Genomic DNA, 21191 nt, shown 5'->3' with positions numbered 1-21191 from the left:
TTATTCATGCTATTATGAATAAGGTTTTATTAACTTAAAGGAGTTTTTCGATGTTATTTAGTATTAAAAAAAGCGAATGGTTAGGCAATGAACGAAATGATCTCTTTGCCGGTCTCGTTTCTTCTGTCGCCATTTTACCAGAAGTAATCGGGTTTGCGATTATTGCTGGTGTTCACCCGCTTTCTGCAGTGTTTGCTTCAGCTGTTACTTTACTTGTGATTACTTTTACGGGCGGCCGTCCGGCAATGGTTTCGGCGTCTGCTGGCTCAATGGCCTTAGTCCTTGCAGGCTTAATTCAAGCACATGGTTTGTCATACATGCTTGCTGCGACTATTTTAACAGGCTTTCTACAATTTATTTTAGGTTATTTAGGTATCCACAAATTGATGCGCTTTATTCCCAAGACAGTGATGTACGGATTCGTCAATGCGTTAGCCATTTTAATTTTCATGGCGCAAGTACAACAATTGCCCCATCAAACACTGTGGTCCTACGGTATGATTATCTGTAGTATCTTACTTATTTATCTATTACCTAAGTTTATTACAATTGTGCCTCCTGCTTTAATTGTTATTTTATTCATGACTATCCTGTCCTATTTTTTAAAAGGTCATTTGCAAACGGTAGGTGATCTTGGTGAAATGAGTCAGTTTCATCCAGCGATCCGTTGGCCTAATGTACCCGTCAACTTAGAAACGTTGTGGATTATTTTACCTAGCTCTGTTGCCTTAGCAATGGTCGGGTTAATTGAATCTTTATTGACGATCCCCATTGTGGACAAAATGACAGCGAGCCAAAGTGATAGCCAACGAGAAGTTAAAGCACAAGGATTCGCTAATATAATTACCGGCTTTTTTGGTGGCCAAGCTGGCTGTGCGATGATTGGCCAAGCGGTCATTAATGTTAAATCTGGAGGACGAAAACGGCTTTCTACTTTGATTTCAGGTATTACCCTCCTTCTATTCATTTTTGTTTTTAAATCCGTGATGGTAGCCATTCCTACAGCTGCATTGATTGGGATCATGATGACAGTGGCAGTCGACACCTTTGATTGGGAAAGTTTGCAGCTTTTCCGAACTTTTGAAATTACTGAAATTGTTATTTTACTCGTGACAGTGGGTGTGATCGTCTATACGCATAATTTAGCGATTGGAATTATTCTAGGTGTTCTTTTAAGTGGTCTTCTTTATCATTTTTTCAAAAAAGAACCAAAAAAAAGTTGCTAGCTTTAGCAACTTTTTTTATTTTTCCCAATATTTCTTCAACGCTTCTTTTTCTATTTTCTTAATGAACGCATCTTTGCCATCCATATATTTATCAATGCTATCGGGGTGTGCTTGGGCCAATTGCTTTTTTAATGTACCATAGGTTGTAGCAATTGCCGGATTTTCTCGTAAATAATTTCGAAAAGCAAGATGGCGCAAAATTTCTTGCGTATTGTCAAACTGATAAATATGCACATGATGTGTTCTTTTTATCGGGCCTTTTCGTAAATAACGACGTCCTGATAGCCCAAATTCCCCCATATATTCATAACCGATTCTTTCAAATTCCCATTGTAACAGGTCTACTTTTTCAATTTCTTCAACAATGACCAAAAAATCAATAATTGGTTTGGCTGCTAAATTAGGCACAGATGTGCTACCGATATGTTCAACTTTAAGACAATTTTCCTTTAGAATCTGTTTCAACGCTTGGGCTTCTTCTTCAAACTGTTCCACCCAGGCTGGTTGGTATTCTGTAACGATTACTCGCATGGCTTCTCCCTTCTTTTCTATATCCGTTTCATATGTAAAATAGGAAACGGATTTCCTTGAGGATCTTCCTTTGATTCACCAATTACTTGAAACCCTTGAGATTGATAGAACTTCACTGCCCCTTCATTTTGTTTATTAGCATCAACAAAGATAATTGATTCTTGCTCTATTAACTTTTGGATAATTTCTCCACCATAGCCTTTACGAAAATAGACTGGGTCAATAAATAACATTTCCAACGTTTGTTGATTTGTTCCACTAAAGCCCACACATTTCTGTTCTTCATTTAACCACATACTTAATTGAACTTGTTGAAAATAATCAGGTAAAACCACTTCGATTTTATCAATATCTGCCTGACTCAAAAACAAATGGGTAGCTTCTACTGAAGAACGCCATAGAGAAATTAATTGAGTATAATCGGTTTTTTTTACTTCTTTTTGGTTCAGCATTTTTAATTCCTCCCTATCTAATAAACAAAGTATACCACATTTTGTCTCTCTCAATTCTATAAAAAATAGTCAAATCAACCGTGTTTTTTCTGTCGATTTGACTGCCTCTCTCTATTAACTCTGATGGCTAAACAAGTAAACTAATCAAAGCCACGATAGCTAAACCGCCTTGTGTTAAAATGATTTTTTTATCACTAGTTAAGCTACCGTACGCCGCCACTAAAATAATATAAATCAATAAAAATTTTGTCATCTCCATCGTTGCTTGCGCAAAATAGACACTATAAATAAGTCCTGCACCGATTAGTCCATTATAGATTCCTTGATTTTTAAACAATGTAGTGACTGATTTTCTTTGTAACTCTTGCCTATCCATTTTAAAAACACGGCTTGTTGTCTCAGATGTTGGTACAATCGTTTCTAAATACATAATGTAGAAAAATTCTACAGCCACCAAGGTTACTAAAATTGTTGAAATTAATGTCATCTGCTCCCTCCTCCCATTCCTTTGAACGAAGTAATTTTATGTAATTTTTGCTATGATGTAAATAGATATGCCTAGCCTTAACGAAAGGAAGAAACCTATGACTTTTCAAGAAACTATTAGCGCCTATATCCAAGAACGTTATCAGATAACGCCCGATTTTCCTTTTAAAAAACACCCAGACTATCTCGTCTTTCGTCATCCTAGAAATGCAAAATGGTTTGCTTTAATTATGCCACTGGATGCACAACTGCTCGGCGCTACCGAGAATAAGCAGCTCACTATTTTAACCGTTAAACTTGCGCCTGAATTGATTGCCTTATTAAAGAACCAACCTGGCTATTTTCCTGCCTATCATATGAATAAAGAGCATTGGTTAAGTCTTTCTGAAGAAATTCCGCTCTCACAAGTTTTTTCATTTATAGATGAAAGTTACCAACGGAGTTATTAAAAAAACACCCTACTCCTTGAGTAGGGTGTGAAAGATTGTTTAAGCTTATTTGCTTAAAGCGTCTTTTGCTTGTTCAGCTAACGCTGTAAATGCTGCTGCATCGTTAACGGCTAAGTCAGCTAACATTTTGCGGTTGATATCAATCTCTGCCAATTTCAAACCGTGCATTAATTTAGAATAGCTTAAGCCATTCATGCGAGCTGCCGCGTTGATACGTGCAATCCATAATTTACGGAAGTCACGTTTCTTTTGACGACGGTCTCTGAATGCATAGTAATAAGAGTTCATTACTTGTTCTTTTGCTGATTTAAATAAAGTATGTTTTGATCCGTAGTAGCCTTTCGCTAACTTAAGGACTTTTTTACGACGTTTACGGGTTACTGTTCCACCTTTAACACGTGCCATGTTGAATTCCTCCTAATATCTTGTTTCTCTTGACGGTAATCTAAAAGTCACCGAGTTGTTTTATTTCATTCTTGCTAATTGTTGGCGGATACGTTTGTAATCGCCTTTTGCAACCATGCTTGCTTTACGCAATTGACGGCGTTGTTTTTTAGTTTTACCGTGGAAACGGTGAGATGTAAAGGCACGGCCACGTTTTAAGCCGCCTCCACCAGTACGTTTTACACGTTTTGCTAATCCGCGGTGTGTTTTTTGTTTTGGCATGACTAATTTTCCTCCTCAAAATCTTTGCTTCAAGTGAAAGACTCTAACAGTCACAACTGTCGAATATCCTTCTTGTAGAAATTACCAAAAGTCCGAATGCTCGGTCTCTTCGTTTACTTGTCGTTTTTCGGTGCCAGCGTTAGAAACATGCTGCGTCCGTCCATTTTCGCTTTTTGTTCCACTGTGGCGATGTCCGCAGTTTCTTCAGCTAAGCGATCAAGAACTTTCTGACCAATCTCTTTATGGGTAATGGCACGGCCTTTGAAACGGATAGAAGCTTTCACTTTGTCTCCTTTTTCTAAGAACTTACGCGCATTACGAAGTTTTGTATTGAAGTCATTTACGTCAATTGTTGGACTTAAACGAACTTCTTTGACGTTGATCACTTTTTGTTTCTTGCGAGCTTCACGCTCTTTCTTTTGTTGTTCGAAACGGAATTTTCCATAATCCATAATTCGCGCAACTGGTGGTTTCGCTCCTGGCGCTACAAGTACTAAATCCAAGTTTGCAGATTCAGCGATTTGTAATGCTTCTGCTTTGGTTTTTACACCTAATTGTTCACCATCTTGTCCGATCAAACGTAACTCGCGTGCACGAATGCCGTCGTTAACCATCATATCCTTTGCTATGGTCATTCACCTCCAAAATTTTTAAGAGAAAATCCTAACGGAAGTCTGCTTTGTTTGCTAAATGCAATAAAAAAACAGGTTCCTATCCAGAACCCGCCAACAGTCTGCCTTACTTAAAAAAATAAGGAATACTTTATCTAGCCCAGCGATATACTCAACTAAGGCGAGAAGCGGGTGCTTCTGCTTTCATTTCTCAACTTCACTAGTTTACCTTAGTTTATCCTAGTTGTCAATATATTTCCTCAAAAAAAAAAACGAATCTAGCACTAGATTCGTTTGAACTCGTATTTTGATCATTAATAATTAGTGGACTGTCCCAATGTGACTTCCTAGAAACAAATGGTTCAACACATGGTGTACATTTTCTATCCCCTAGGCGATCCCTGTAGTCCCTACAGTTCTTCTATTTATAAGGTTTCTCGTTTAGACAAGCCACGTTCTAAGATTTTTTGGCTTCTAAGATACTCTGAATTTTCTGTACTTTCAGAAAAAGACAACTCTGTTTCGATCTCCTCTGACTCAATACAAATGAGTTCTTTGCCATACCATTGTGCTTTATACAACAATTTAGCTAAAAATAAAGACCAAGCCAGTTCAGAACGATCATGTTTTGGCGGCCGCTCATTACTGTGATGGGCTTTTTCAATACAAATAACATCGTAACTTGAAACCAATTCCGTTGTAATTTTGTTTAAAATATCCGTTCGTTGGTTGGCTATTTTTTCGCGAATTTTTGCGACTTTTATTTTTTGTTTTTGATAATTTTTTGCTTGTGAAAGATCGACACCTTTTTCTAAAACAATCATTTTACGCTTGTTTAATTTTCGTTCTTCTTGACGTAGTTTTTGCTTTAAATGCTTTGAACAATAGCTTTTTTCGAAGCTTTCACCATTCGAAAGCAGCGCAAATTTTTCCCTACTGCTACAAATTCCCACCATTTTTTGTTGCTTTGTTTTCGTTTCAATCGGCGCTTCACATAAAATGGAAACATAATAATTGTGACTCGCACTCATAGAAATAGTTACAGATTTTATCTCCCCCAGCGGTTGGCGGTGTACCTTCATTTTAATTAAAGATTTCAATTTAGGTACTTTCAAATAACGATTATCCAAAATTTTGACCGTGCCATGTTGATTGTTCGTAGTGTAGGAATGCACCGTTTCTTTCTTTTTCTTTTTTGGAAAGCCCATCCCTTTTTCCCGATAAAAATTTTTAAAGGCTCGATCCAAATAAACTTGTGCATTTGCCAAGGCTAAACTATCAACTTCTCTGAGGACAGGGTATTGTTTCTTATATTTAGCTGGCGTTGGCATTTTAAACGTTTGTTGAGGATTTTTTCGCATCTCTTTGTAGATATCAATCCGGTCTTGTAACATTAAATTATACACCAAGCGAACACAAGAAAATGTTTTTTGAATAAACTCTTCTTGTTTTGAGGTTGGATAAAGTCTGTATTTATAAGCTTTCAGAGCCTTCATCTCATAACCACCCTACCAAGATAGTTAGAAAAGAAGCTGGTTATAAACCAGCTTTTCTTTTCTTCTCTTCAATTTTTTCACGGTACATTGCAACTTCGTCTTCAGCACAATAAACATAGTGTCCATTGAGAATTTCACGGAGCTCACGATCTTTCCCATCTGCCGCTGCAGGCTGGTAAACGATCCGTTTACGTGTGCGTTCATAGTCTGGATCTGGTAATGGAATCGCAGAAAGCAAACTTTCTGTATAAGGATGAACGCCGAAATTATAGACATCATCACTTGTGCCCATTTCCAATAATTTCCCACTGTGCATTACGCCAATTCGGTCACTGATATGTTTTACCATCGATAAGTCATGTGCGATAAACAAGTAAGTTAAGCCTTGTTCTTTTTGTAAATCTTGTAATAAGTTTACTACTTGGGCTTGAATCGACACATCCAAAGCCGAAATTGGCTCATCACAGATAATGAAACGTGGATTAACCGCTAAAGCACGAGCAATCCCGATCCGTTGACGTTGCCCACCAGAAAACTCATGAGGATAACGCGTACTGTGACTTGGATTTAATCCCACCGTTTTTAAAAGTTCATTGACTTTTTCTTCCCGCTCTTTTGGTGTTTTAGCTAATCCATTGACATCGATTCCTTCAGCAATAATATCATTGACTTTCATTCTTGGATTCAATGAAGCATATGGATCTTGGAAGATCATTTGAACATCGCGACGGAATGCTTGCATGTCCGCTTTTGATTTAATTTTGCTAATGTCTTTTCCATCGAAAAGAATTTCACCAGCAGTTGGATCATATAAACGAATGACACTGCGACCAGTTGTTGATTTTCCACTTCCTGATTCGCCAACTAATCCAAAGGTTTCGCCTTCATAAATATGAAAACTAATGTCATCAATGGCTTTTACTTCGTCTTTACGACCAACATTGAAATACTGTTTCAAACCAGTGACTTCTAATAGGACTTTTTTCTCTTCTGCCATTAATTACTACCTCCTGGATTTTTTTGACGCTCTGCATAAATTGCCCAACGACGAACAATCTCTGCTGGAGGCGTAACTTTTGGTGCTTGTGGTGCTAATAACCACGTTGCTGCTTTGTGGGTTGGTGATACTTCAAAATAAGGTGGTTCTTTTTCTGTATCAATTTTTAAAGCAAACTCATTCCGTGGATAGAAGGCATCTCCAGTTGGTGGATCTAATAAATCTGGAGGTGAACCTGGAATCGCATAAAGTTTGTCTTCTGTTCCTTCCATCGTTGGCATTGACCCTAAAAGTCCCCAAGTATATGGATGTTGTGGATTATAGAAAATTTCTTCTGCTGTTCCCACTTCAACCAGACGTCCACCGTACATGACAGCGACACGGTCAGCCACGTTTGCTACTACCCCTAAATCATGGGTAATGAAAATAATCGAAGTGCTAATTTTTTCTTGTAAATCTTTTAATAACTCTAAAATTTGTGCTTGGATGGTTACATCCAACGCTGTAGTTGGTTCATCTGCAATTAGAACTTCTGGATAACAAATTAAAGCAATTGCAATGACAATCCGTTGACGTTGTCCACCAGAAAATTGGTGCGGATAGTTTTTCAAACGTTTTTCAGCATTAGGAATGCCCACTAATTTTAGTAATTCTAATGCTTGCGCTAAGCCTTCTTTTTTTGAGACTTTATTATGTTTGATTAATGATTCCGCCACTTGTTTGCCAATTGGCATCGTTGGGTCTAATGAAGTCATCGGATCTTGGAAAATCATTGCGATTTCTTTACCACGAATGGCTTGCATTTGTTTTTCTGTTTTATGAACAATATCTTGTCCTTTAAACAAAATTTCCCCGTTATCAATATTGGCATTACTGCTCAACAAACGCATAATACTGCGGGTTGTAACAGATTTACCACTCCCTGATTCACCTACGATGGCTAACGTTTCACCTTTATAAAGATCAAAACTCACACCACGAATGGCGTTGACTTTACCTGCAAATGTATCAAAGGAGATTCTTAAGTCTTTAACTTCTAATACTTTTTCCATAGTCATTCACCACTCTTACTCTTTCATCTTAGGATCAAATGCGTCACGTAAACCATCAGCTAACAAGTTGAAACAAATCATGATAACTGAAAGTGTTGCCGCTGGAATCCACATTAAATATGGAAGGAAACGGAAAGTTTTGTATCCTTCGTTTAACAAGGTTCCTAAAGATGCGGTTGGTGGACGTAAGCCTAACCCAATAAAACTTAGGAACGCTTCAAAGAAAATTGCCGATGGGATACTGAACATCATTTGGACAATAATGACACTTGAGATATTCGGTAAAATATGTTTAATAGCAATTTTCCAACGAGATTCGCCCAATGTTTCTGCTGCCATGACAAACTCTTGGTCTTTTAGTTTCATGGTCTGGGCTCGCACAATCCTGGCCATTGATATCCAGTTTGTAATAACCATGGCCAAAACAATCGAAACAATCCCTGGATCAAAGACTGTTAGCATCAAGATCATAACAACTAAGTTAGGAATACCAGAAAGAACTTCTAAAATACGTTGCATTACTGTATCGACACGACCGCCGACTAACCCGGAAATCAGTCCATACGTTACCCCAATCGTAATATCTAGAATTGCCGCAATAAACGCAATTAATAAGGAAATACGTGTTCCCATAAATAAACGACTTAGGACATCACGACCTAAACCATCTGTTCCTAGATAAAAGTTTACGTTATCTGGAACGTTTGCTTGTGCATATTTATCAACTAATTGACCAGCAACTGTTGTTTTACCATTTAAACCATTCACGCTTTCCAAGCCAGGAATTCGTGGTGGTAAGTTAATGTAAGAAACATTTTGTTTCGTTGGGTTATGTGGTGAAACCCAAATGGTAATAATAGAGATAAAGATAATAACTGCTAAGAAACTCATTGAGATAACTGCAGCTTTATTCTTTTTCAAACGACGCCATGAGTCTTGTAAGAAACTTAAAGACGGTGTGGCAATACGCTCTCTTTCTTTTAGAGTTGAAGTGTTTAGAGGCTGAAACTCATCTGCCGGAATATCTTTAATCGCTTGTGGTAGATTATTTTTATTGACTGTTTCCATTAGCCTTTTGCACCTCCTGATACGCGAATTCTTGGATCAATTAAACCATAAAGTAAGTCAACAATCAGAATTACAACAACTAACATTGTTGAATACAAAATAGTTACTGCCATAATTGTTGGATAGTCGTTTGTCATAATTGATTTTACAAACTGTTCCCCAATTCCAGGGATGGCAAAAATATTTTCTACTACTAAAGAACCTGTCATTAAACCAACGGCTAAAGGTCCTAATAAGGTAATCAATGGAATTAAACTGTTTCTTAACCCGTGGCGGAATGCAACTTGCCAGCGACTCAAGCCTTTTGCTTTGGCTAATTCGACATAATCACTATGCAAGACCTCTACCATCTCGGTTCGAATAAACCTAGCCGAATCGGCCATTGGACTCATTGCCAAGGCAATAGTTGGCAAGATTGTGTATGCAAAACCATTCCACATAGCAATTGGTAAGATTCTTAATTTCATTGCAAAAATGTATTGTAATAATACCGCGAAAACAAAGTTTGGAATAGAACGACCTAAAATGGCTAACAATGTTGCCAACGTATCTACCCAAGTATTTTGACGCATCGCTGCGATAATCCCCAATAAAATACCGACTAACGTACCAAAGATAATCGCTTGTCCTCCCAGTTGAAGGGACGGCCCAATTCGACCAGCTAATAACTTAGCAACAGGTTGGTTTTTAAATTGGAATGAAATACCAAAGTCTCCCGTTACCAGGTTCTTTAAGTAAATTCCGTATTGAACAATCACTGGTTTATCTAAGCCAGATTGTTTATTCAACATAGCGATTGTTTCTGGACTAAGTTTTTCTTGGTTGGTATAAGGCGTACCTGGTAATAATTGCATTAAGAAAAACGTAATCGTTGCGATTAACCACAAAGTGATAATCATGAAAAAGATCCGTTTAAGAAAATATTTTCCAAAACTATTCAATAATGACACCTCCGAGATTTTTTTGACTTCCTCAGTTATTTTCGTTAAAGTAATGACTAGATAGACCACAATAATAGATAGGGTGAACACATGAAAACTTTTAAATGGCCAATTATTACAGCCGTTATTTCCAGTATCGGCATTTTTCTTTACTTATTAATAAGTAAAGAACCTATCACTACCTCCTCATTATCAGATACCTTCTTTATCGTTTCGCTTTTCTTTTTAATTATCGGCATTGCTTTATGGATTATGTCCTCTGGCTTTTTCGATAACTTTCAGCGCTCAATGAAAAACGCGTTTCGTTTTAAAAAGAAAAATGAACCGAAAGAGTTTATCCCGCTTTCAGTCATTGGCGATGCACATCGCTCTTTCTGGCTAAAAACTGGGGGCATCTTACTGATTCTGTCTTTAGGCTTTCTACTATTTTACTTGGTCTAAGACAAGATAGCAAGAGGACCGTTGCCTTTTATTCCATGGCAAAGGTCCTTTTTTGTTTGCTATCGATCTTTTGTCAGGTTATTCTGAAATGTATGCCCATTTGTAGTCATACGTTGCGCCAGCAGGATGAACTGCGACATCTTTGACTTTTTCAGCACGTAAATGCGCTTCTGATTTTTGGAATAATGGTACCACACCCATGTCTCCCATAATCGTTTTCTCTGCATTTAACATATCATCCCAACGTTTTTCAGGATCTGTCGCATCTGCACTACTTGCAGCTTTCACGAACTTGTCAAACTCTGGATTGTTATAACGTCCACGGTTATATGAGTTATCTGAAGCAAATAAGTCTAAGAAACTACTTGGATCAGCATAGTCAGCACTCCAACCACCGATTACTGCATCAAAGTCGCCTTTGTTTGAACGATCTAAACGAACAGAGAATGGAACCGGACTAACCGTTACCTTCACACCATCTAAAGCATCTTGAATTGACCCTTGAACAAATTCAACTGTTTTCTTAGAAGAATCTGCATCTGAAGAAAGAATATCCATTGTTAAAGTTGAAATCCCCAATTCTTTTTTCGCTTTTTCCCAGTATTCTTTAGCTTTTTTCGTATCATATTCAATTTGACTACCTGCTTCTTTAGCAAAGTCTTTGCCGCCACTTGGGTCTTTTGCCATATCTGCTGGTACTAAACCGTTTGGCTCGATAGAACCATCCCCTAAGATTGATTCAACTAACGCTTTACGGTCGATTGAGTAAGAAATTGCTTTACGTAAGTTCGCATTTCTAAATGGTGATTTTTCATCACGTTGATTTAGTTCCATATATTGTGTTGATGCTTCTTTTTGACTAACAAAAGCTGGGTCATTGGCCATTTGTTGGGCTAATTCACCAGAAAGAACGACATCGTCTGTTTGTCCATCTTGGAACAAGTTCAACGCGGTTGGTGATTCTTTCACGACATTCACATCTACTGAGTCCAGTTTCACTGTGTCTTTATCCCAATATTGATCGTTTTTCTTGAATGACCATTTTGTATCTGTACCAGGACCATCAAAGCCGTCTAAGACGAATGGACCATTGTAGACAGCACTTTCGCTGTTTGATGCATAATTTTTACCATATTTTTCCACAATATCTTGACGTTGTGGGAAGAACGATGGGAAAGCTAATAAGTAATCAAAGTATGGTGTTGCTTTTTCTAAAGTGATTTCTAATTCTGTATCACTGACTGCTTTAATTCCTAATTCTGATTTATCTTTTTCCCCTTTAGCAATGGCATCACCATTTTTTACAGAGGCATACAGATAAGCATATTCAGAAGCTGTCGCTGGATCAACTGTTCGTTGCCATCCGTAAACATAGTCATTAGCAGTCACTGGTTTACCGTCTGACCATTTTGCATCTTTATTTAATTTAATTTTGTATGTTAGTCCATCTTCAGAAACTTCTGCTTTTTCCGCTGCACCTGCAGGTTGGACTTTGTTATCTTTGTCTAAACGATAAATTCCTTCATATACATTATTTAATGCAATAAAACTAATTCTGTCTGTTGCTAGTGATAAATCAGCTGTTGGCATTTCTTGTTGTTCCGTGACACGTAAAACTTGTTCGCCACTTGCCTTACCGCCACCAGACGCGCTTGAGCTATCTGACGTTCCGCCGCCTCCACAAGCCGCTAAAGTTGTTACGCTAAATAATGTAATCACACCGAATGTTAATGACTTTTTCAATTTCATAGTGTTGCCTCCTAAAATAATACAATCTGTATTTTCTGAAAAATCAGAATTTAATAATTATTTATTGCTATGGAATATATCTTACATTTTTCATATTAAAATTGCAAGTCAAAATGTTAACTTTTTTTAATTTTTCTTCTCTTCCTATCAGAAATCACTCTTTTTCTTCCTGTCTTTTATTGCAATTCTTTTGTCAGTTTTCTAAACATTATGGTAAATTAGGAAGTAAAGGAGTGACAAAATATGAAAAATTCTACGTTTTTAAAGGATTTGTTTGCTATTGATAAAGCAAATGACGAATTATTTCGGTTAGTTGGTGTCGCAATTTGTATGGCAATTCCATTATTAATTGGTTATTTTTCCAATAATTTACTCATTGGGACCTTTGGCTCGATGGGCATTTATACGTTTATTTATTATCAGCCGCTTCCTTTGCCCCAATTATTGCGCAGACTGAATATTGTTGGCTTTTTTATTGTTCTGGGCAACAGCTTAGGAATGCTAAGTCACCATGTACCTTGGTTGATTCCCATTACAATTGCCATCGTCGCTTTTCTTGCACGCTTACTTTTTAGATTGTATGGCATTGAGAAGCCTGGTGCTCTGTTAGTTATCATGTCAACCGCAATGGGAACAAGCAACAATTTTCCTTTACATAAGATTCCTATCATGGCCAGTTTTGTTCTTTTAGGAGTAGTGACCGGCATTATCATGGGCATTGTGCTTCATTTCATCGACAAGCGCCCCTACGTTTTTCAAAAACGGATGTCTCTTCAAGAACGACTTTATATCGATCCCGCTTCTTTATTAGATGCTTTGCATTATGCGGCCATTTTATTTTTAGCGGCTTATTTAAGTCAATCGCTTCATTTAGTCAACGCCTATTGGATGACGTTTACTTGCGCAGCCATTTTACAAGGGGAAAATTTACATTCTGTGATGCAGCGAAATGTACAACGGATTCTAGGTACGAGTCTTGGGTTGTTGCTTTCTGCAATTTTATTAATGATTCCCTTTACACCTTTACAAACAATCGGTATCATTAGTATTCTATATGCAGCTTTTGAAGGATTCATTAACAGAAACTATGCGATTGCCAGCTTTTTTATTACCCCGATGTCCTTATTATTATCAAATCTTGCACGACAGCAAGTCATTAGTAATCTTTTAAACTATCGATTAGTCGGGATTGTGTTAGGTAGTTTACTTGGTTTTGCCGGCGCTTATGTTTTCACAACTGCGCTACGTTTCTATAATCGGGCCTACTCAATTGATGAAACCTTTGAAAATCAACAAGAAGAAAGAGGCGTTTTATGAAAATAACTTATCCCTTGCCACCAAATCTACCAGAACAACTTCCTCTATTAACGAACTGTCAATTAGAAGATGAGGCAATCTTAGAAAATCATTTGTATCAGCAGATTGATTTATCGAATCAAGAAATTCGTAACTTAGTCTTTCGGGATGCTGTTTTCGATCATCTTTCATTAGCAAATGGCCAGTTTGCTTCTTTTGATTGTAGTAATGTGCGTTTTGAAGCTTGCGATTTTTCTAACGTCGAATGGCTGTCTGGCAGTTTTCATCGAGTGACTTTCCTTCGTTGCAATTTGACAGGAACGAATTTTGCAGATAGCTATTTAAAAGATTGTCTATTTGAAGATTGCAAAGCCGATTATGCTTCTTTTCGTTTTGCAAATTTTAATCTTGTTCACTTTAATCAGACTCGTTTAGCCGAAAGTGAATTTTTCGAGATCACCTGGAAGAAACTCCTTCTAGAAGCTTGCGATTTAACCGAAAGTAATTGGTTAAATACTTCGTTAAAAGGATTGGATTTTTCCCAAAACACCTTTGAACGCTTGACTTTCTCACCAAACTATTTATCAGGTCTTAAAGTCACCCCTGAACAAGCCATTTATTTGGCAAGTGCCCTTGGTTTGGTGATTACCTAAGAAAATTTTAAAAAAATAGCCGAATAACTGGTTCTGTCGGTTCTTTCTTATTAAATTGTTATTAATTTTTTGGAAAAACCAACGGAACCATTTTACTTGTGCCTTATTTTTAGGTAAACTATCTTAGGTTAAGCAATCTCTTTTTTTGGAACAAGAGAAACTTTTGGAATCATTTCCTATAAATCATGAAGAGATTATGACAAACGTTCTTCTAATCCAAGAACGTCTTTTGTCCTATACTCGATTCTACTCAAAAGGAATGTCAGTGAATGAATATAAAAAAACAAGGCCTCGGTCAAGCGACGGGAAAAATTATTTTAATGGGGGAACACGCCGTTGTTTACGGCGAACCAGCAATCGCCTTTCCTTTTCAAGCGACAGAAATCACAGCCGTCTATACCCCAGCAAAAACTATGCAGATTGATTGTGCATATTTTACAGGATTGCTTGAAGACGTGCCCCAAGAGCTAGCAAATATCAAGGAAGTTGTTCAGCAAACCTTACATTTTTTAAAGGAAGATACGTTTAAAGGCACTTTGACCTTAACAAGTACGATTCCCGCTGAACGAGGAATGGGCTCAAGCGCAGCAACCGCTGTGGCCATCGTTCGAAGCCTTTTTGATTATTTTGATTACGCTTATACATATCAAGAATTGTTTGAGCTTGTTTCCTTAAGTGAGAAAATTGCTCATGGCAATCCTAGTGGTATCGATGCCGCAGCAACAAGCGGCGCTGATCCCTTATTTTTTACTAGAGGATTTCCGCCCACACATTTCTCGATGAATTTATCTAATGCCTACTTAGTAGTAGCTGATACGGGAATTAAAGGTCAAACACGTGAAGCAGTGAAAGACATTGCGCAGCTAGCTCAAAATAATCCCACAGCAATCGCTGAAACAATGAAACAATTAGGTTCTTTTACTAAAGAAGCGAAGCAGGCAATTTTACAAGATGATAAACAAAAATTAGGTCAGCTAATGACGTTAGCGCAAGAGCAACTCCAGCAATTAACCGTCAGCAACGATATGCTGGATCGACTAGTGGCTCTCTCTCTAGAACATGGCGCTCTAGGAGCAAAATTAACCGGCGGCGGTCGCGGTGGCTGTATGATTGCCTTAACAGATAATAAAAAGACCGCACAAACCATTGCACAGACTTTAGAAGAAAATGGAGCTGTTGCTACATGGATTCAATCATTAGAGGTGAAAAAGTAATGCTTTCAGGAAAAGCACGAGCGCATACAAATATTGCTCTGATTAAATATTGGGGAAAAGCCAATGAAGAATACATTTTACCAATGAATAGTAGTTTATCATTAACATTAGATGCCTTTTACACAGAAACAGCTGTGACATTTGATGCCCATTATTCAGAAGATGTATTTATTTTAGATGGTATCTTGCAAAACGAAAAACAAACAAAAAAAGTCAAAGAATTTTTGAACCTTGTTCGTCAACAAGCCGATTGTACTTGGTTTGCAAAAGTGGAAAGTCAAAATTTTGTGCCTACTGCAGCTGGTTTGGCTTCTTCAGCGAGTGGTCTAGCTGCTTTAGCTGGGGCCTGTAACGTAGCCTTAGGATTAAATCTTTCAGCAAAAGACTTATCACGTTTAGCGCGACGTGGTTCAGGTTCTGCTTGTCGTAGTATTTTTGGTGGTTTTGCTCAATGGAACAAAGGCCACTCTGATGAAACGTCGTTTGCTGAAAATATTCCAGCTAATAATTGGGAAAACGAATTGGCCATGCTCTTTATCTTAATTAATGATGGCGAAAAAGATGTTTCCAGCCGTGATGGAATGAAACGAACAGTAGAAACTTCTAGCTTTTATCAAGGTTGGTTGGACAATGTGGAAAAAGATTTATCCCAAGTTCATGAAGCAATTAAAACAAAAGACTTCCCTCGTTTAGGAGAAATCATTGAAGCCAATGGGTTAAGGATGCATGGAACAACCTTAGGTGCTGTCCCTCCATTTACTTACTGGTCCCCAGGCAGTTTACAAGCGATGGCTTTAGTTCGCCAAGCACGGGCCAAAGGAATTCCTTGTTACTTTACAATGGATGCAGGTCCGAATGTCAAGGTCTTAGTCGAAAAGAAAAACTTAGAAGCATTAAAAACATTTTTAAGTGAACATTTTTCAAAAGAGCAGTTAGTCCCAGCTTTTGCTGGTCCCGGAATTGAATTGTTTGAAACGAAAGGAATGGATAAATAAGCATGATTGAAGTTACTACGCCAGGAAAGTTATTTATTGCAGGAGAATATGCCGTTGTTGAACCTGGCCACCCTGCCATTATCGTTGCTGTGGATCAATTCGTAACTGTAACTGTCGAAGAAACAACAGATGAAGGCAGTATTCAATCTGCACAATACAGCTCGTTACCTATTCGCTGGACACGCCGAAATGGTGAGCTTGTATTAGATATTCGCGAAAATCCCTTTCATTATGTTCTAGCGGCGATTCATCTAACTGAAAAATATGCGCAAGAGCAAAACAAAGAATTGTCATTTTATCATTTAAAAGTGACGAGTGAATTAGATAGTTCAAATGGACGAAAATATGGTCTTGGTTCAAGCGGTGCAGTAACCGTTGGAACTGTCAAAGCCTTGAATATTTTTTATGACTTAGGTTTGGAAAATGAGGAAATTTTCAAATTATCAGCATTAGCTCACTTAGCCGTTCAAGGAAATGGTTCTTGCGGAGATATCGCCGCCAGCTGTTACGGGGGCTGGATTGCCTTTTCAACCTTCGATCATGATTGGGTCAATCAAAAAGTAGCCACTGAAACATTAACTGATTTGTTAGCAATGGACTGGCCTGAATTAATGATTTTTCCGTTAAAAGTACCGAAACAACTACGTTTACTAATTGGTTGGACAGGTAGTCCTGCGTCCACTTCAGACTTAGTTGATCGAGTCCATCAATCAAAAGAAGAAAAACAAGCGGCTTATGAGCAGTTCTTAATGAAAAGTCGGCTTTGTGTCGAAACAATGATTAATGGCTTTAACACAGGAAAAATTTCTGTTATTCAAAAACAAATTACTAAAAATCGCCAATTGCTCGCCGAATTATCTTCACTGACTGGTGTGGTAATCGAAACAGAAGCCTTGAAAAATCTTTGTGATTTGGCTGAATCTTATACAGGAGCTGCGAAATCTTCTGGCGCTGGCGGGGGCGATTGTGGGATTGTAATTTTCCGCCAAAAATCCGGGATTTTACCATTAATGACTGCTTGGGAAAAAGACGGAATTACCCCACTGCCACTTCACGTCTATACCTATGGTCAAAAGGAGTGTAAGGAGAAGCATGAATCGAAAAGATGAACATCTATCATTAGCTAAAGCGTTCCACAAAGAAAAAAGTAATGACTTTGATCGTGTGCGTTTTGTTCACCAATCGTTTGCTGAATCCGCTGTTAACGAAGTGGATATTTCCACTTCGTTTCTTTCTTTTCAGCTTCCCCAACCTTTTTATGTCAATGCAATGACAGGTGGTAGTCAGCGTGCAAAAGAAATTAATCAGCAATTAGGCATTATTGCCAAAGAAACTGGCCTTTTAGTTGCGACAGGATCTGTCTCGGCAGCGTTAAAAGATGCTAGTTTAGCGGATACGTATCAAATTATGCGAAAAGAAAACCCAGATGGACTCATTTTTGCCAATATTGGTGCAGGCTTGGGTGTGGAAGAAGCAAAGCGAGCGCTTGATTTATTTCAAGCGAATGCCTTACAAATCCATGTAAATGTGCCCCAAGAATTGGTCATGCCTGAAGGAGATCGTGATTTCACTAATTGGCTAACCAAGATTGAAGCTATCGTACAGGCCGTAGAAGTGCCTGTCATTGTCAAAGAGGTTGGCTTTGGCATGAGCCAAGAAACCTTAGAAAAACTTACCTCTATCGGCGTTCAAGCAGCGGATGTGAGCGGCCAAGGCGGAATGAGTTTTACACAAATTGAAAATGCCCGGCGGAAGAAACGAGAACTTTCTTTCTTAGATGATTGGGGGCAATCAACGGTCATCTCTCTTCTGGAATCACAAAATTGGCAAAAGAAACTAACTATTCTCGGCTCTGGCGGTGTGCGTAACTCTCTTGATATTGTCAAAGGACTCGCTTTAGGTGCCAAAAGCATGGGAGTTGCTGGGACTATCTTAGCTTCCCTTATGAGTAAAAATGGTTTAGAAAATACCTTAGCCCTTGTACAGCAATGGCAAGAAGAAGTGAAAATGCTTTATACTCTTTTAGGAAAAAAGACGACAGAAGAATTGACGAGTACCGCACTTATCCTCGATCCAGTTTTAGTTAATTGGTGTCATAACCGTGGTATCGACAGCACTGTTTTCGCAAAACGTTAAAGAGACCAGAACATTAATGTTCTGGTCTCTTTATTTGATTTCTTTTATCCTACATAAGCATCTAAGATAATTTGTTTTAGTTCACTAATTAATGGTTCTTTCGGATTTGCAGTTGTACATTGGTCTTCATATGCAAGTTCTGCCATACGATCAACCGTTGTGTCTAATGTTTCTTGTGAGACACCTTGGGCTTTCAAGTTCATGTCAATTCCGACTGATTTACCTAAGTCTGCTACTGCTGTTGCTAAAGCTTCTACTAATTCTGCGGTAGTATTTCCTTTTAAGCCTAAGAATTTTGCAATGTCTGCATAATCAGTATCGGCGCGGAAGTAATCATATTTAGGAAACATTGCGTGTTTTGATGGATCTTTCGCATTGTAACGAATAATATGTGGTAATAAAATCGCATTTGTACGACCATGTGGAATGCCATATTCCCCACCAATTTTATGAGCAATAGAGTGACAAATACCTAAGAATGCATTGGCAAATGCCATCCCTGCCATGGTTGATGCATTATGCATTTTTTCGCGAGATTCCATATCTGGACGTTTCACTGAATTTTCTAAATGATCGAAAACTAACTTGATTGCTTGTAAACTTAAACCACGTGTGTAATCTGAAGCCATCACGGAAACATAAGATTCAATAGCATGTGTTAAAACATCCATACCTGTATCTGCAGTGACTGAAGCTGGCACAGACATTACGAACTGTGGATCAACAATCGCTACATCTGGTGTTAACGCATAGTCTGCTAACGGATATTTCACGTGTGTTTCACTATCAGTAATAACGGCAAATGGTGTAACTTCTGAACCAGTTCCTGAAGTAGTTGGGATACAAACAAATTGTGTTTTTTCTGGTTTGGCAATTTTATATGTCCGTTTGCGGATATCTAAGAATTTTTGTTTTGCACCAAAGAACTCTGTATCTGGGTGTTCATAGAACATCCACATGCCTTTCGCCGCATCCATTGCAGAACCGCCACCCAAGGCAATCACTGTATCTGGTTGGAAATCAACCATCATTTTGGTACCTGCATAAACAGTATTTGTTGATGGGTTTGGTTCAACATCAGAAAATACTTCGATTTTCACATCATTTTTACGTTTTTGTAGCTCTTTACGTACGATATCTGCATAGCCAAATTGAACCATACCTGGGTCACAAACTAACATGACACGTTCAACATTTTCCATTTTTTGTAGATATTGTAAAGAATTTTTTTCAAAGAAAATTTTTGGAGGTAATTTAAACCATTGCATATTATTTCTCCGTTTCGCTACCGTTTTAATATTAATTAAGTTAATGGCTGATACGTTTTTAGAAACAGAGTTTTTCCCGTATGAACCACAACCAAGTGTTAAAGATGGAATCATTTCGTTATAAATGTTACCGATACCGCCTTCTGCTGATGGAGTATTCACTAAAATACGACAAGCTTTCATACGTAAACCAAAAGCAACTTGTAACTCTTCATCTTCTGTATGAATTACTGCTGTATGTCCTAAACCACCTAAGTTTAACATCGCTTCACATAGTTCAAAAGCATGCTCTGCATTGTTTGATTTCATCATTGCTAAAACTGGCGATAATTTTTCTCTTGATAATGGATATTCTGGACCTGCACCTTCTAATTCAGCGACTAAAATTTTTGTGCCTTTTGGTACGCTAATTCCTGCTAATTCAGCAATTTTTTCTGCAGAGTTACCGACAATCGCTGGATTTACTGCGTATTTGCCTTCATTCATCACTGCATCTTCTAGTTTTTGTAATTCATTCGGTTTCACGAAGTAAACATTGTGTGCTTCAAACTCAGCTTTGACAGAAGCATAAATTTCTTTATCCACAATGACCGCTTGCTCAGAAGCACAAATCATTCCATTATCAAATGATTTTGAAACAATTAAATCATTAACCGCACGTTTTACTTTAGCCGTTTTTTCAATATAAGCTGGTACGTTCCCAGGACCAACGCCTAGTGCTGGTTTACCTGTTGAGTACGCAGATTTTACCATGCCTGCGCCACCAGTTGCTAAAACAATGGCAATCCCTGGATGATTCATCAAAGCAGATGTTGCATCAATCGATGGTTGTTCAATCCATTGAATACAATTTTCTGGTGCACCTGCTGCAATCGCCGCATCCCGTACAATACGTGCCGCTTCTGCCGAACATTTTTGTGCGCTAGGATGGAAAGCAAAAACAATTGGATTTCTTGTTTTTAAGGCAATTAGTGATTTAAAAATAGTTGTTGACGTTGGGTTTGTTGTTGGTGTGACCCCACATACCACGCCAACTGGCTCAGCAATTTCCATTAAACCGGTTTGTTCGTCTTTGTTAATTACACCCACTGTTTTATCATGTTTAATATTATTCCAAATGTATTCAGATGCATACATATTTTTGATTGCTTTATCTTCATAGATTCCACGGCCAGTTTCTTCGACAGCCATTTTTGCTAAAGGCATATGTTGGTCTAACGCCGCCATCGCCATTTGATGGACAATGTGATCTACTTGTTCTTGTGTAAAATCTTCCATTGCTTTTAAAGCGACATTCGCTTTTGTTGCTAATTCATCAATCATTGATGAAACATCAACTGTTTCTGTCTTTTCTTTTTTTACTGTTTTAACCATGTTCATCCTCCTAAGAGTTTCATTTTAAAAAAACTTTGTTAAATATTTCACATTCACATCATACAACATAAAACGAATCTTGTAAATAGT

The 21191-nt window shown here is 37.9% G+C and carries 22 protein-coding genes and 1 other annotated feature; of the genes, 9 read left to right on the top strand and 13 right to left on the bottom strand.

Annotated features, from left to right (window positions below):
* The first annotated feature begins 50 nt into the window (after positions 1-50).
* Positions 51-1226, top strand: a complete 1176-nt coding sequence (locus IGK82_RS03300) for a SulP family inorganic anion transporter (protein WP_002380126.1) — start codon at positions 51-53, stop codon at positions 1224-1226.
* Positions 1227-1241: 15 nt separating this feature from the next.
* Here IGK82_RS03300 and IGK82_RS03295 read toward each other — a convergent pair whose 3' ends face one another.
* The 3 genes from IGK82_RS03295 to IGK82_RS03285 form a co-directional block, all read right to left on the bottom strand.
* A complete protein-coding gene (locus IGK82_RS03295) occupies positions 1242-1757 on the bottom strand; it encodes a GrpB family protein (protein WP_002379186.1) in 516 nt (171 codons plus the stop codon).
* A gap of 17 nt (positions 1758-1774) precedes the next feature.
* Positions 1775-2269, bottom strand: a complete 495-nt coding sequence (locus IGK82_RS03290; RefSeq protein WP_025187394.1) for a GNAT family N-acetyltransferase — start codon at positions 2267-2269, stop codon at positions 1775-1777.
* A 67-nt stretch (positions 2270-2336) separates the two neighbouring features.
* Positions 2337-2696 carry a DUF1304 domain-containing protein gene (locus tag IGK82_RS03285; RefSeq protein WP_002361363.1) on the bottom strand — a complete coding sequence of 120 codons (360 nt, stop codon included), beginning with the start codon at positions 2694-2696 and terminating at the stop codon, positions 2337-2339.
* Between the two features lie 67 nt (positions 2697-2763).
* Between IGK82_RS03285 and IGK82_RS03280 the strand changes: the two genes are divergently transcribed.
* Entirely contained in the window at positions 2764-3144 is a 381-nt protein-coding gene (locus IGK82_RS03280; protein WP_002385048.1) for an MmcQ/YjbR family DNA-binding protein, read from the top strand.
* Positions 3145-3189: 45 nt separating this feature from the next.
* Here the strand turns inward: IGK82_RS03280 and rplT are convergent, their stop codons facing one another.
* The 8 genes from rplT to opp1B form a co-directional block, all read right to left on the bottom strand.
* Positions 3190-3549 (bottom strand): 50S ribosomal protein L20, encoded by a 360-nt coding sequence (gene rplT / locus IGK82_RS03275; RefSeq protein WP_002355799.1) that lies wholly within the window; start codon positions 3547-3549, stop codon positions 3190-3192.
* A gap of 60 nt (positions 3550-3609) precedes the next feature.
* A complete protein-coding gene (rpmI, locus tag IGK82_RS03270; RefSeq protein WP_002355798.1) occupies positions 3610-3810 on the bottom strand; it encodes a 50S ribosomal protein L35 in 201 nt (66 codons plus the stop codon).
* Positions 3811-3923: 113 nt separating this feature from the next.
* The gene (gene infC, locus IGK82_RS03265; protein ID WP_002355797.1) at positions 3924-4445 is read right to left on the bottom strand and encodes a translation initiation factor IF-3; all 522 of its coding nucleotides are present in this window, start codon (positions 4443-4445) and stop codon (positions 3924-3926) included.
* A gap of 54 nt (positions 4446-4499) precedes the next feature.
* Positions 4500-4631 (bottom strand) — a sequence feature (ribosomal protein L20 leader region).
* A 215-nt stretch (positions 4632-4846) separates the two neighbouring features.
* The gene (locus IGK82_RS03260; RefSeq protein ID WP_016622788.1) at positions 4847-5917 is read right to left on the bottom strand and encodes an RNA-guided endonuclease TnpB family protein; all 1071 of its coding nucleotides are present in this window, start codon (positions 5915-5917) and stop codon (positions 4847-4849) included.
* Between the two features lie 40 nt (positions 5918-5957).
* The gene (gene opp1F, locus IGK82_RS03255) at positions 5958-6914 is read right to left on the bottom strand and encodes an oligopeptide ABC transporter ATP-binding protein Opp1F (RefSeq protein ID WP_002355795.1); all 957 of its coding nucleotides are present in this window, start codon (positions 6912-6914) and stop codon (positions 5958-5960) included.
* The gene (opp1D, locus tag IGK82_RS03250; RefSeq protein ID WP_002355794.1) at positions 6914-7972 is read right to left on the bottom strand and encodes an oligopeptide ABC transporter ATP-binding protein Opp1D; all 1059 of its coding nucleotides are present in this window, start codon (positions 7970-7972) and stop codon (positions 6914-6916) included. Before opp1D ends, opp1F begins: the two co-directional genes overlap by 1 nt.
* 9 nt (positions 7973-7981) lie before the next feature.
* On the bottom strand, positions 7982-9034 hold the full coding sequence (gene opp1C, locus IGK82_RS03245) for an oligopeptide ABC transporter permease Opp1C (protein WP_002355787.1): 1053 nt from the start codon (positions 9032-9034) through the stop codon (positions 7982-7984).
* Positions 9034-9975, bottom strand: a complete 942-nt coding sequence (opp1B, locus tag IGK82_RS03240) for an oligopeptide ABC transporter permease Opp1B (RefSeq protein WP_002381304.1) — start codon at positions 9973-9975, stop codon at positions 9034-9036. The genes opp1C and opp1B overlap by 1 nt, the downstream gene beginning before the upstream one ends.
* 90 nt (positions 9976-10065) lie before the next feature.
* Here opp1B and IGK82_RS03235 point away from each other — a divergent pair, with 90 nt between their 5' ends.
* Positions 10066-10416: a DUF3899 domain-containing protein gene (locus IGK82_RS03235; protein WP_002355784.1), complete on the top strand. Its 351-nt coding sequence runs from the start codon at positions 10066-10068 to the stop codon at positions 10414-10416.
* A gap of 78 nt (positions 10417-10494) precedes the next feature.
* On the opposite strand, the gene opp1A is transcribed toward IGK82_RS03235, so the two are convergent.
* Positions 10495-12165, bottom strand: a complete 1671-nt coding sequence (gene opp1A / locus IGK82_RS03230) for an oligopeptide ABC transporter substrate-binding protein Opp1A (protein WP_002381303.1) — start codon at positions 12163-12165, stop codon at positions 10495-10497.
* A gap of 243 nt (positions 12166-12408) precedes the next feature.
* Between opp1A and IGK82_RS03225 the strand changes: the two genes are divergently transcribed.
* From IGK82_RS03225 to fni, 6 genes are all read left to right on the top strand, one after another.
* A complete protein-coding gene (locus IGK82_RS03225) occupies positions 12409-13482 on the top strand; it encodes an FUSC family protein (RefSeq protein WP_002355782.1) in 1074 nt (357 codons plus the stop codon).
* Positions 13479-14114, top strand: a complete 636-nt coding sequence (locus tag IGK82_RS03220; RefSeq protein ID WP_016622789.1) for a pentapeptide repeat-containing protein — start codon at positions 13479-13481, stop codon at positions 14112-14114. The genes IGK82_RS03225 and IGK82_RS03220 overlap by 4 nt, the downstream gene beginning before the upstream one ends.
* Positions 14115-14383: 269 nt before the next feature.
* Complete coding sequence (mvk, locus tag IGK82_RS03215) at positions 14384-15328, top strand: mevalonate kinase (protein WP_002370727.1); 945 nt, start codon at positions 14384-14386, stop codon at positions 15326-15328.
* Entirely contained in the window at positions 15328-16323 is a 996-nt protein-coding gene (gene mvaD, locus IGK82_RS03210) for a diphosphomevalonate decarboxylase (protein WP_033624784.1), read from the top strand. The genes mvk and mvaD overlap by 1 nt, the downstream gene beginning before the upstream one ends.
* Positions 16324-16325: 2 nt before the next feature.
* Positions 16326-17432, top strand: a complete 1107-nt coding sequence (locus tag IGK82_RS03205) for a phosphomevalonate kinase (protein WP_002355777.1) — start codon at positions 16326-16328, stop codon at positions 17430-17432.
* Positions 17416-18459 (top strand): type 2 isopentenyl-diphosphate Delta-isomerase, encoded by a 1044-nt coding sequence (fni, locus tag IGK82_RS03200; protein WP_016622791.1) that lies wholly within the window; start codon positions 17416-17418, stop codon positions 18457-18459. Before IGK82_RS03205 ends, fni begins: the two co-directional genes overlap by 17 nt.
* Positions 18460-18503: 44 nt before the next feature.
* On the opposite strand, the gene adhE is transcribed toward fni, so the two are convergent.
* The gene (gene adhE, locus IGK82_RS03195; RefSeq protein ID WP_002388933.1) at positions 18504-21101 is read right to left on the bottom strand and encodes a bifunctional acetaldehyde-CoA/alcohol dehydrogenase; all 2598 of its coding nucleotides are present in this window, start codon (positions 21099-21101) and stop codon (positions 18504-18506) included.
* Positions 21102-21191: the final 90 nt, after the last annotated feature.

The sequence above is a fragment of the Enterococcus sp. AZ197 genome, from assembly GCF_050556405.1.
In the GTDB taxonomy this organism is placed as follows: Bacteria; Bacillota; Bacilli; order Lactobacillales; family Enterococcaceae; genus Enterococcus; species Enterococcus faecalis.
The sequence above is the reverse complement of the archived record's forward strand: the minus strand, read 5'-3'. Positions and strand labels throughout refer to the sequence as shown.

Bases quoted from the DNA above. Each gene is read 5' to 3' on its own strand.
- IGK82_RS03300 (WP_002380126.1), top strand. From the start codon at position 51: ATGTTATTTAGTATTAAAAAAAGCGAATGGTTAGGCAATGAACGAAAT.
- IGK82_RS03295 (WP_002379186.1), bottom strand. From the start codon at position 1,757: ATGCGAGTAATCGTTACAGAATACCAACCAGCCTGGGTGGAACAGTTT.
- IGK82_RS03285 (WP_002361363.1), bottom strand. From the start codon at position 2,696: ATGACATTAATTTCAACAATTTTAGTAACCTTGGTGGCTGTAGAATTT.
- IGK82_RS03280 (WP_002385048.1), top strand. From the start codon at position 2,764: ATGCCTAGCCTTAACGAAAGGAAGAAACCTATGACTTTTCAAGAAACT.
- rplT (WP_002355799.1), bottom strand. From the start codon at position 3,549: ATGGCACGTGTTAAAGGTGGAACAGTAACCCGTAAACGTCGTAAAAAA.
- rpmI (WP_002355798.1), bottom strand. From the start codon at position 3,810: ATGCCAAAACAAAAAACACACCGCGGATTAGCAAAACGTGTAAAACGT.
- infC (WP_002355797.1), bottom strand. From the start codon at position 4,445: ATGACCATAGCAAAGGATATGATGGTTAACGACGGCATTCGTGCACGC.
- IGK82_RS03260 (WP_016622788.1), bottom strand. From the start codon at position 5,917: ATGAAGGCTCTGAAAGCTTATAAATACAGACTTTATCCAACCTCAAAA.
- opp1F (WP_002355795.1), bottom strand. From the start codon at position 6,914: ATGGCAGAAGAGAAAAAAGTCCTATTAGAAGTCACTGGTTTGAAACAG.
- opp1D (WP_002355794.1), bottom strand. From the start codon at position 7,972: ATGACTATGGAAAAAGTATTAGAAGTTAAAGACTTAAGAATCTCCTTT.
- opp1C (WP_002355787.1), bottom strand. From the start codon at position 9,034: ATGGAAACAGTCAATAAAAATAATCTACCACAAGCGATTAAAGATATT.
- IGK82_RS03235 (WP_002355784.1), top strand. From the start codon at position 10,066: ATGAAAACTTTTAAATGGCCAATTATTACAGCCGTTATTTCCAGTATC.
- opp1A (WP_002381303.1), bottom strand. From the start codon at position 12,165: ATGAAATTGAAAAAGTCATTAACATTCGGTGTGATTACATTATTTAGC.
- IGK82_RS03225 (WP_002355782.1), top strand. From the start codon at position 12,409: ATGAAAAATTCTACGTTTTTAAAGGATTTGTTTGCTATTGATAAAGCA.
- IGK82_RS03220 (WP_016622789.1), top strand. From the start codon at position 13,479: ATGAAAATAACTTATCCCTTGCCACCAAATCTACCAGAACAACTTCCT.
- mvk (WP_002370727.1), top strand. From the start codon at position 14,384: ATGAATATAAAAAAACAAGGCCTCGGTCAAGCGACGGGAAAAATTATT.
- mvaD (WP_033624784.1), top strand. From the start codon at position 15,328: ATGCTTTCAGGAAAAGCACGAGCGCATACAAATATTGCTCTGATTAAA.
- IGK82_RS03205 (WP_002355777.1), top strand. From the start codon at position 16,326: ATGATTGAAGTTACTACGCCAGGAAAGTTATTTATTGCAGGAGAATAT.
- fni (WP_016622791.1), top strand. From the start codon at position 17,416: ATGAATCGAAAAGATGAACATCTATCATTAGCTAAAGCGTTCCACAAA.
- adhE (WP_002388933.1), bottom strand. From the start codon at position 21,101: ATGGTTAAAACAGTAAAAAAAGAAAAGACAGAAACAGTTGATGTTTCA.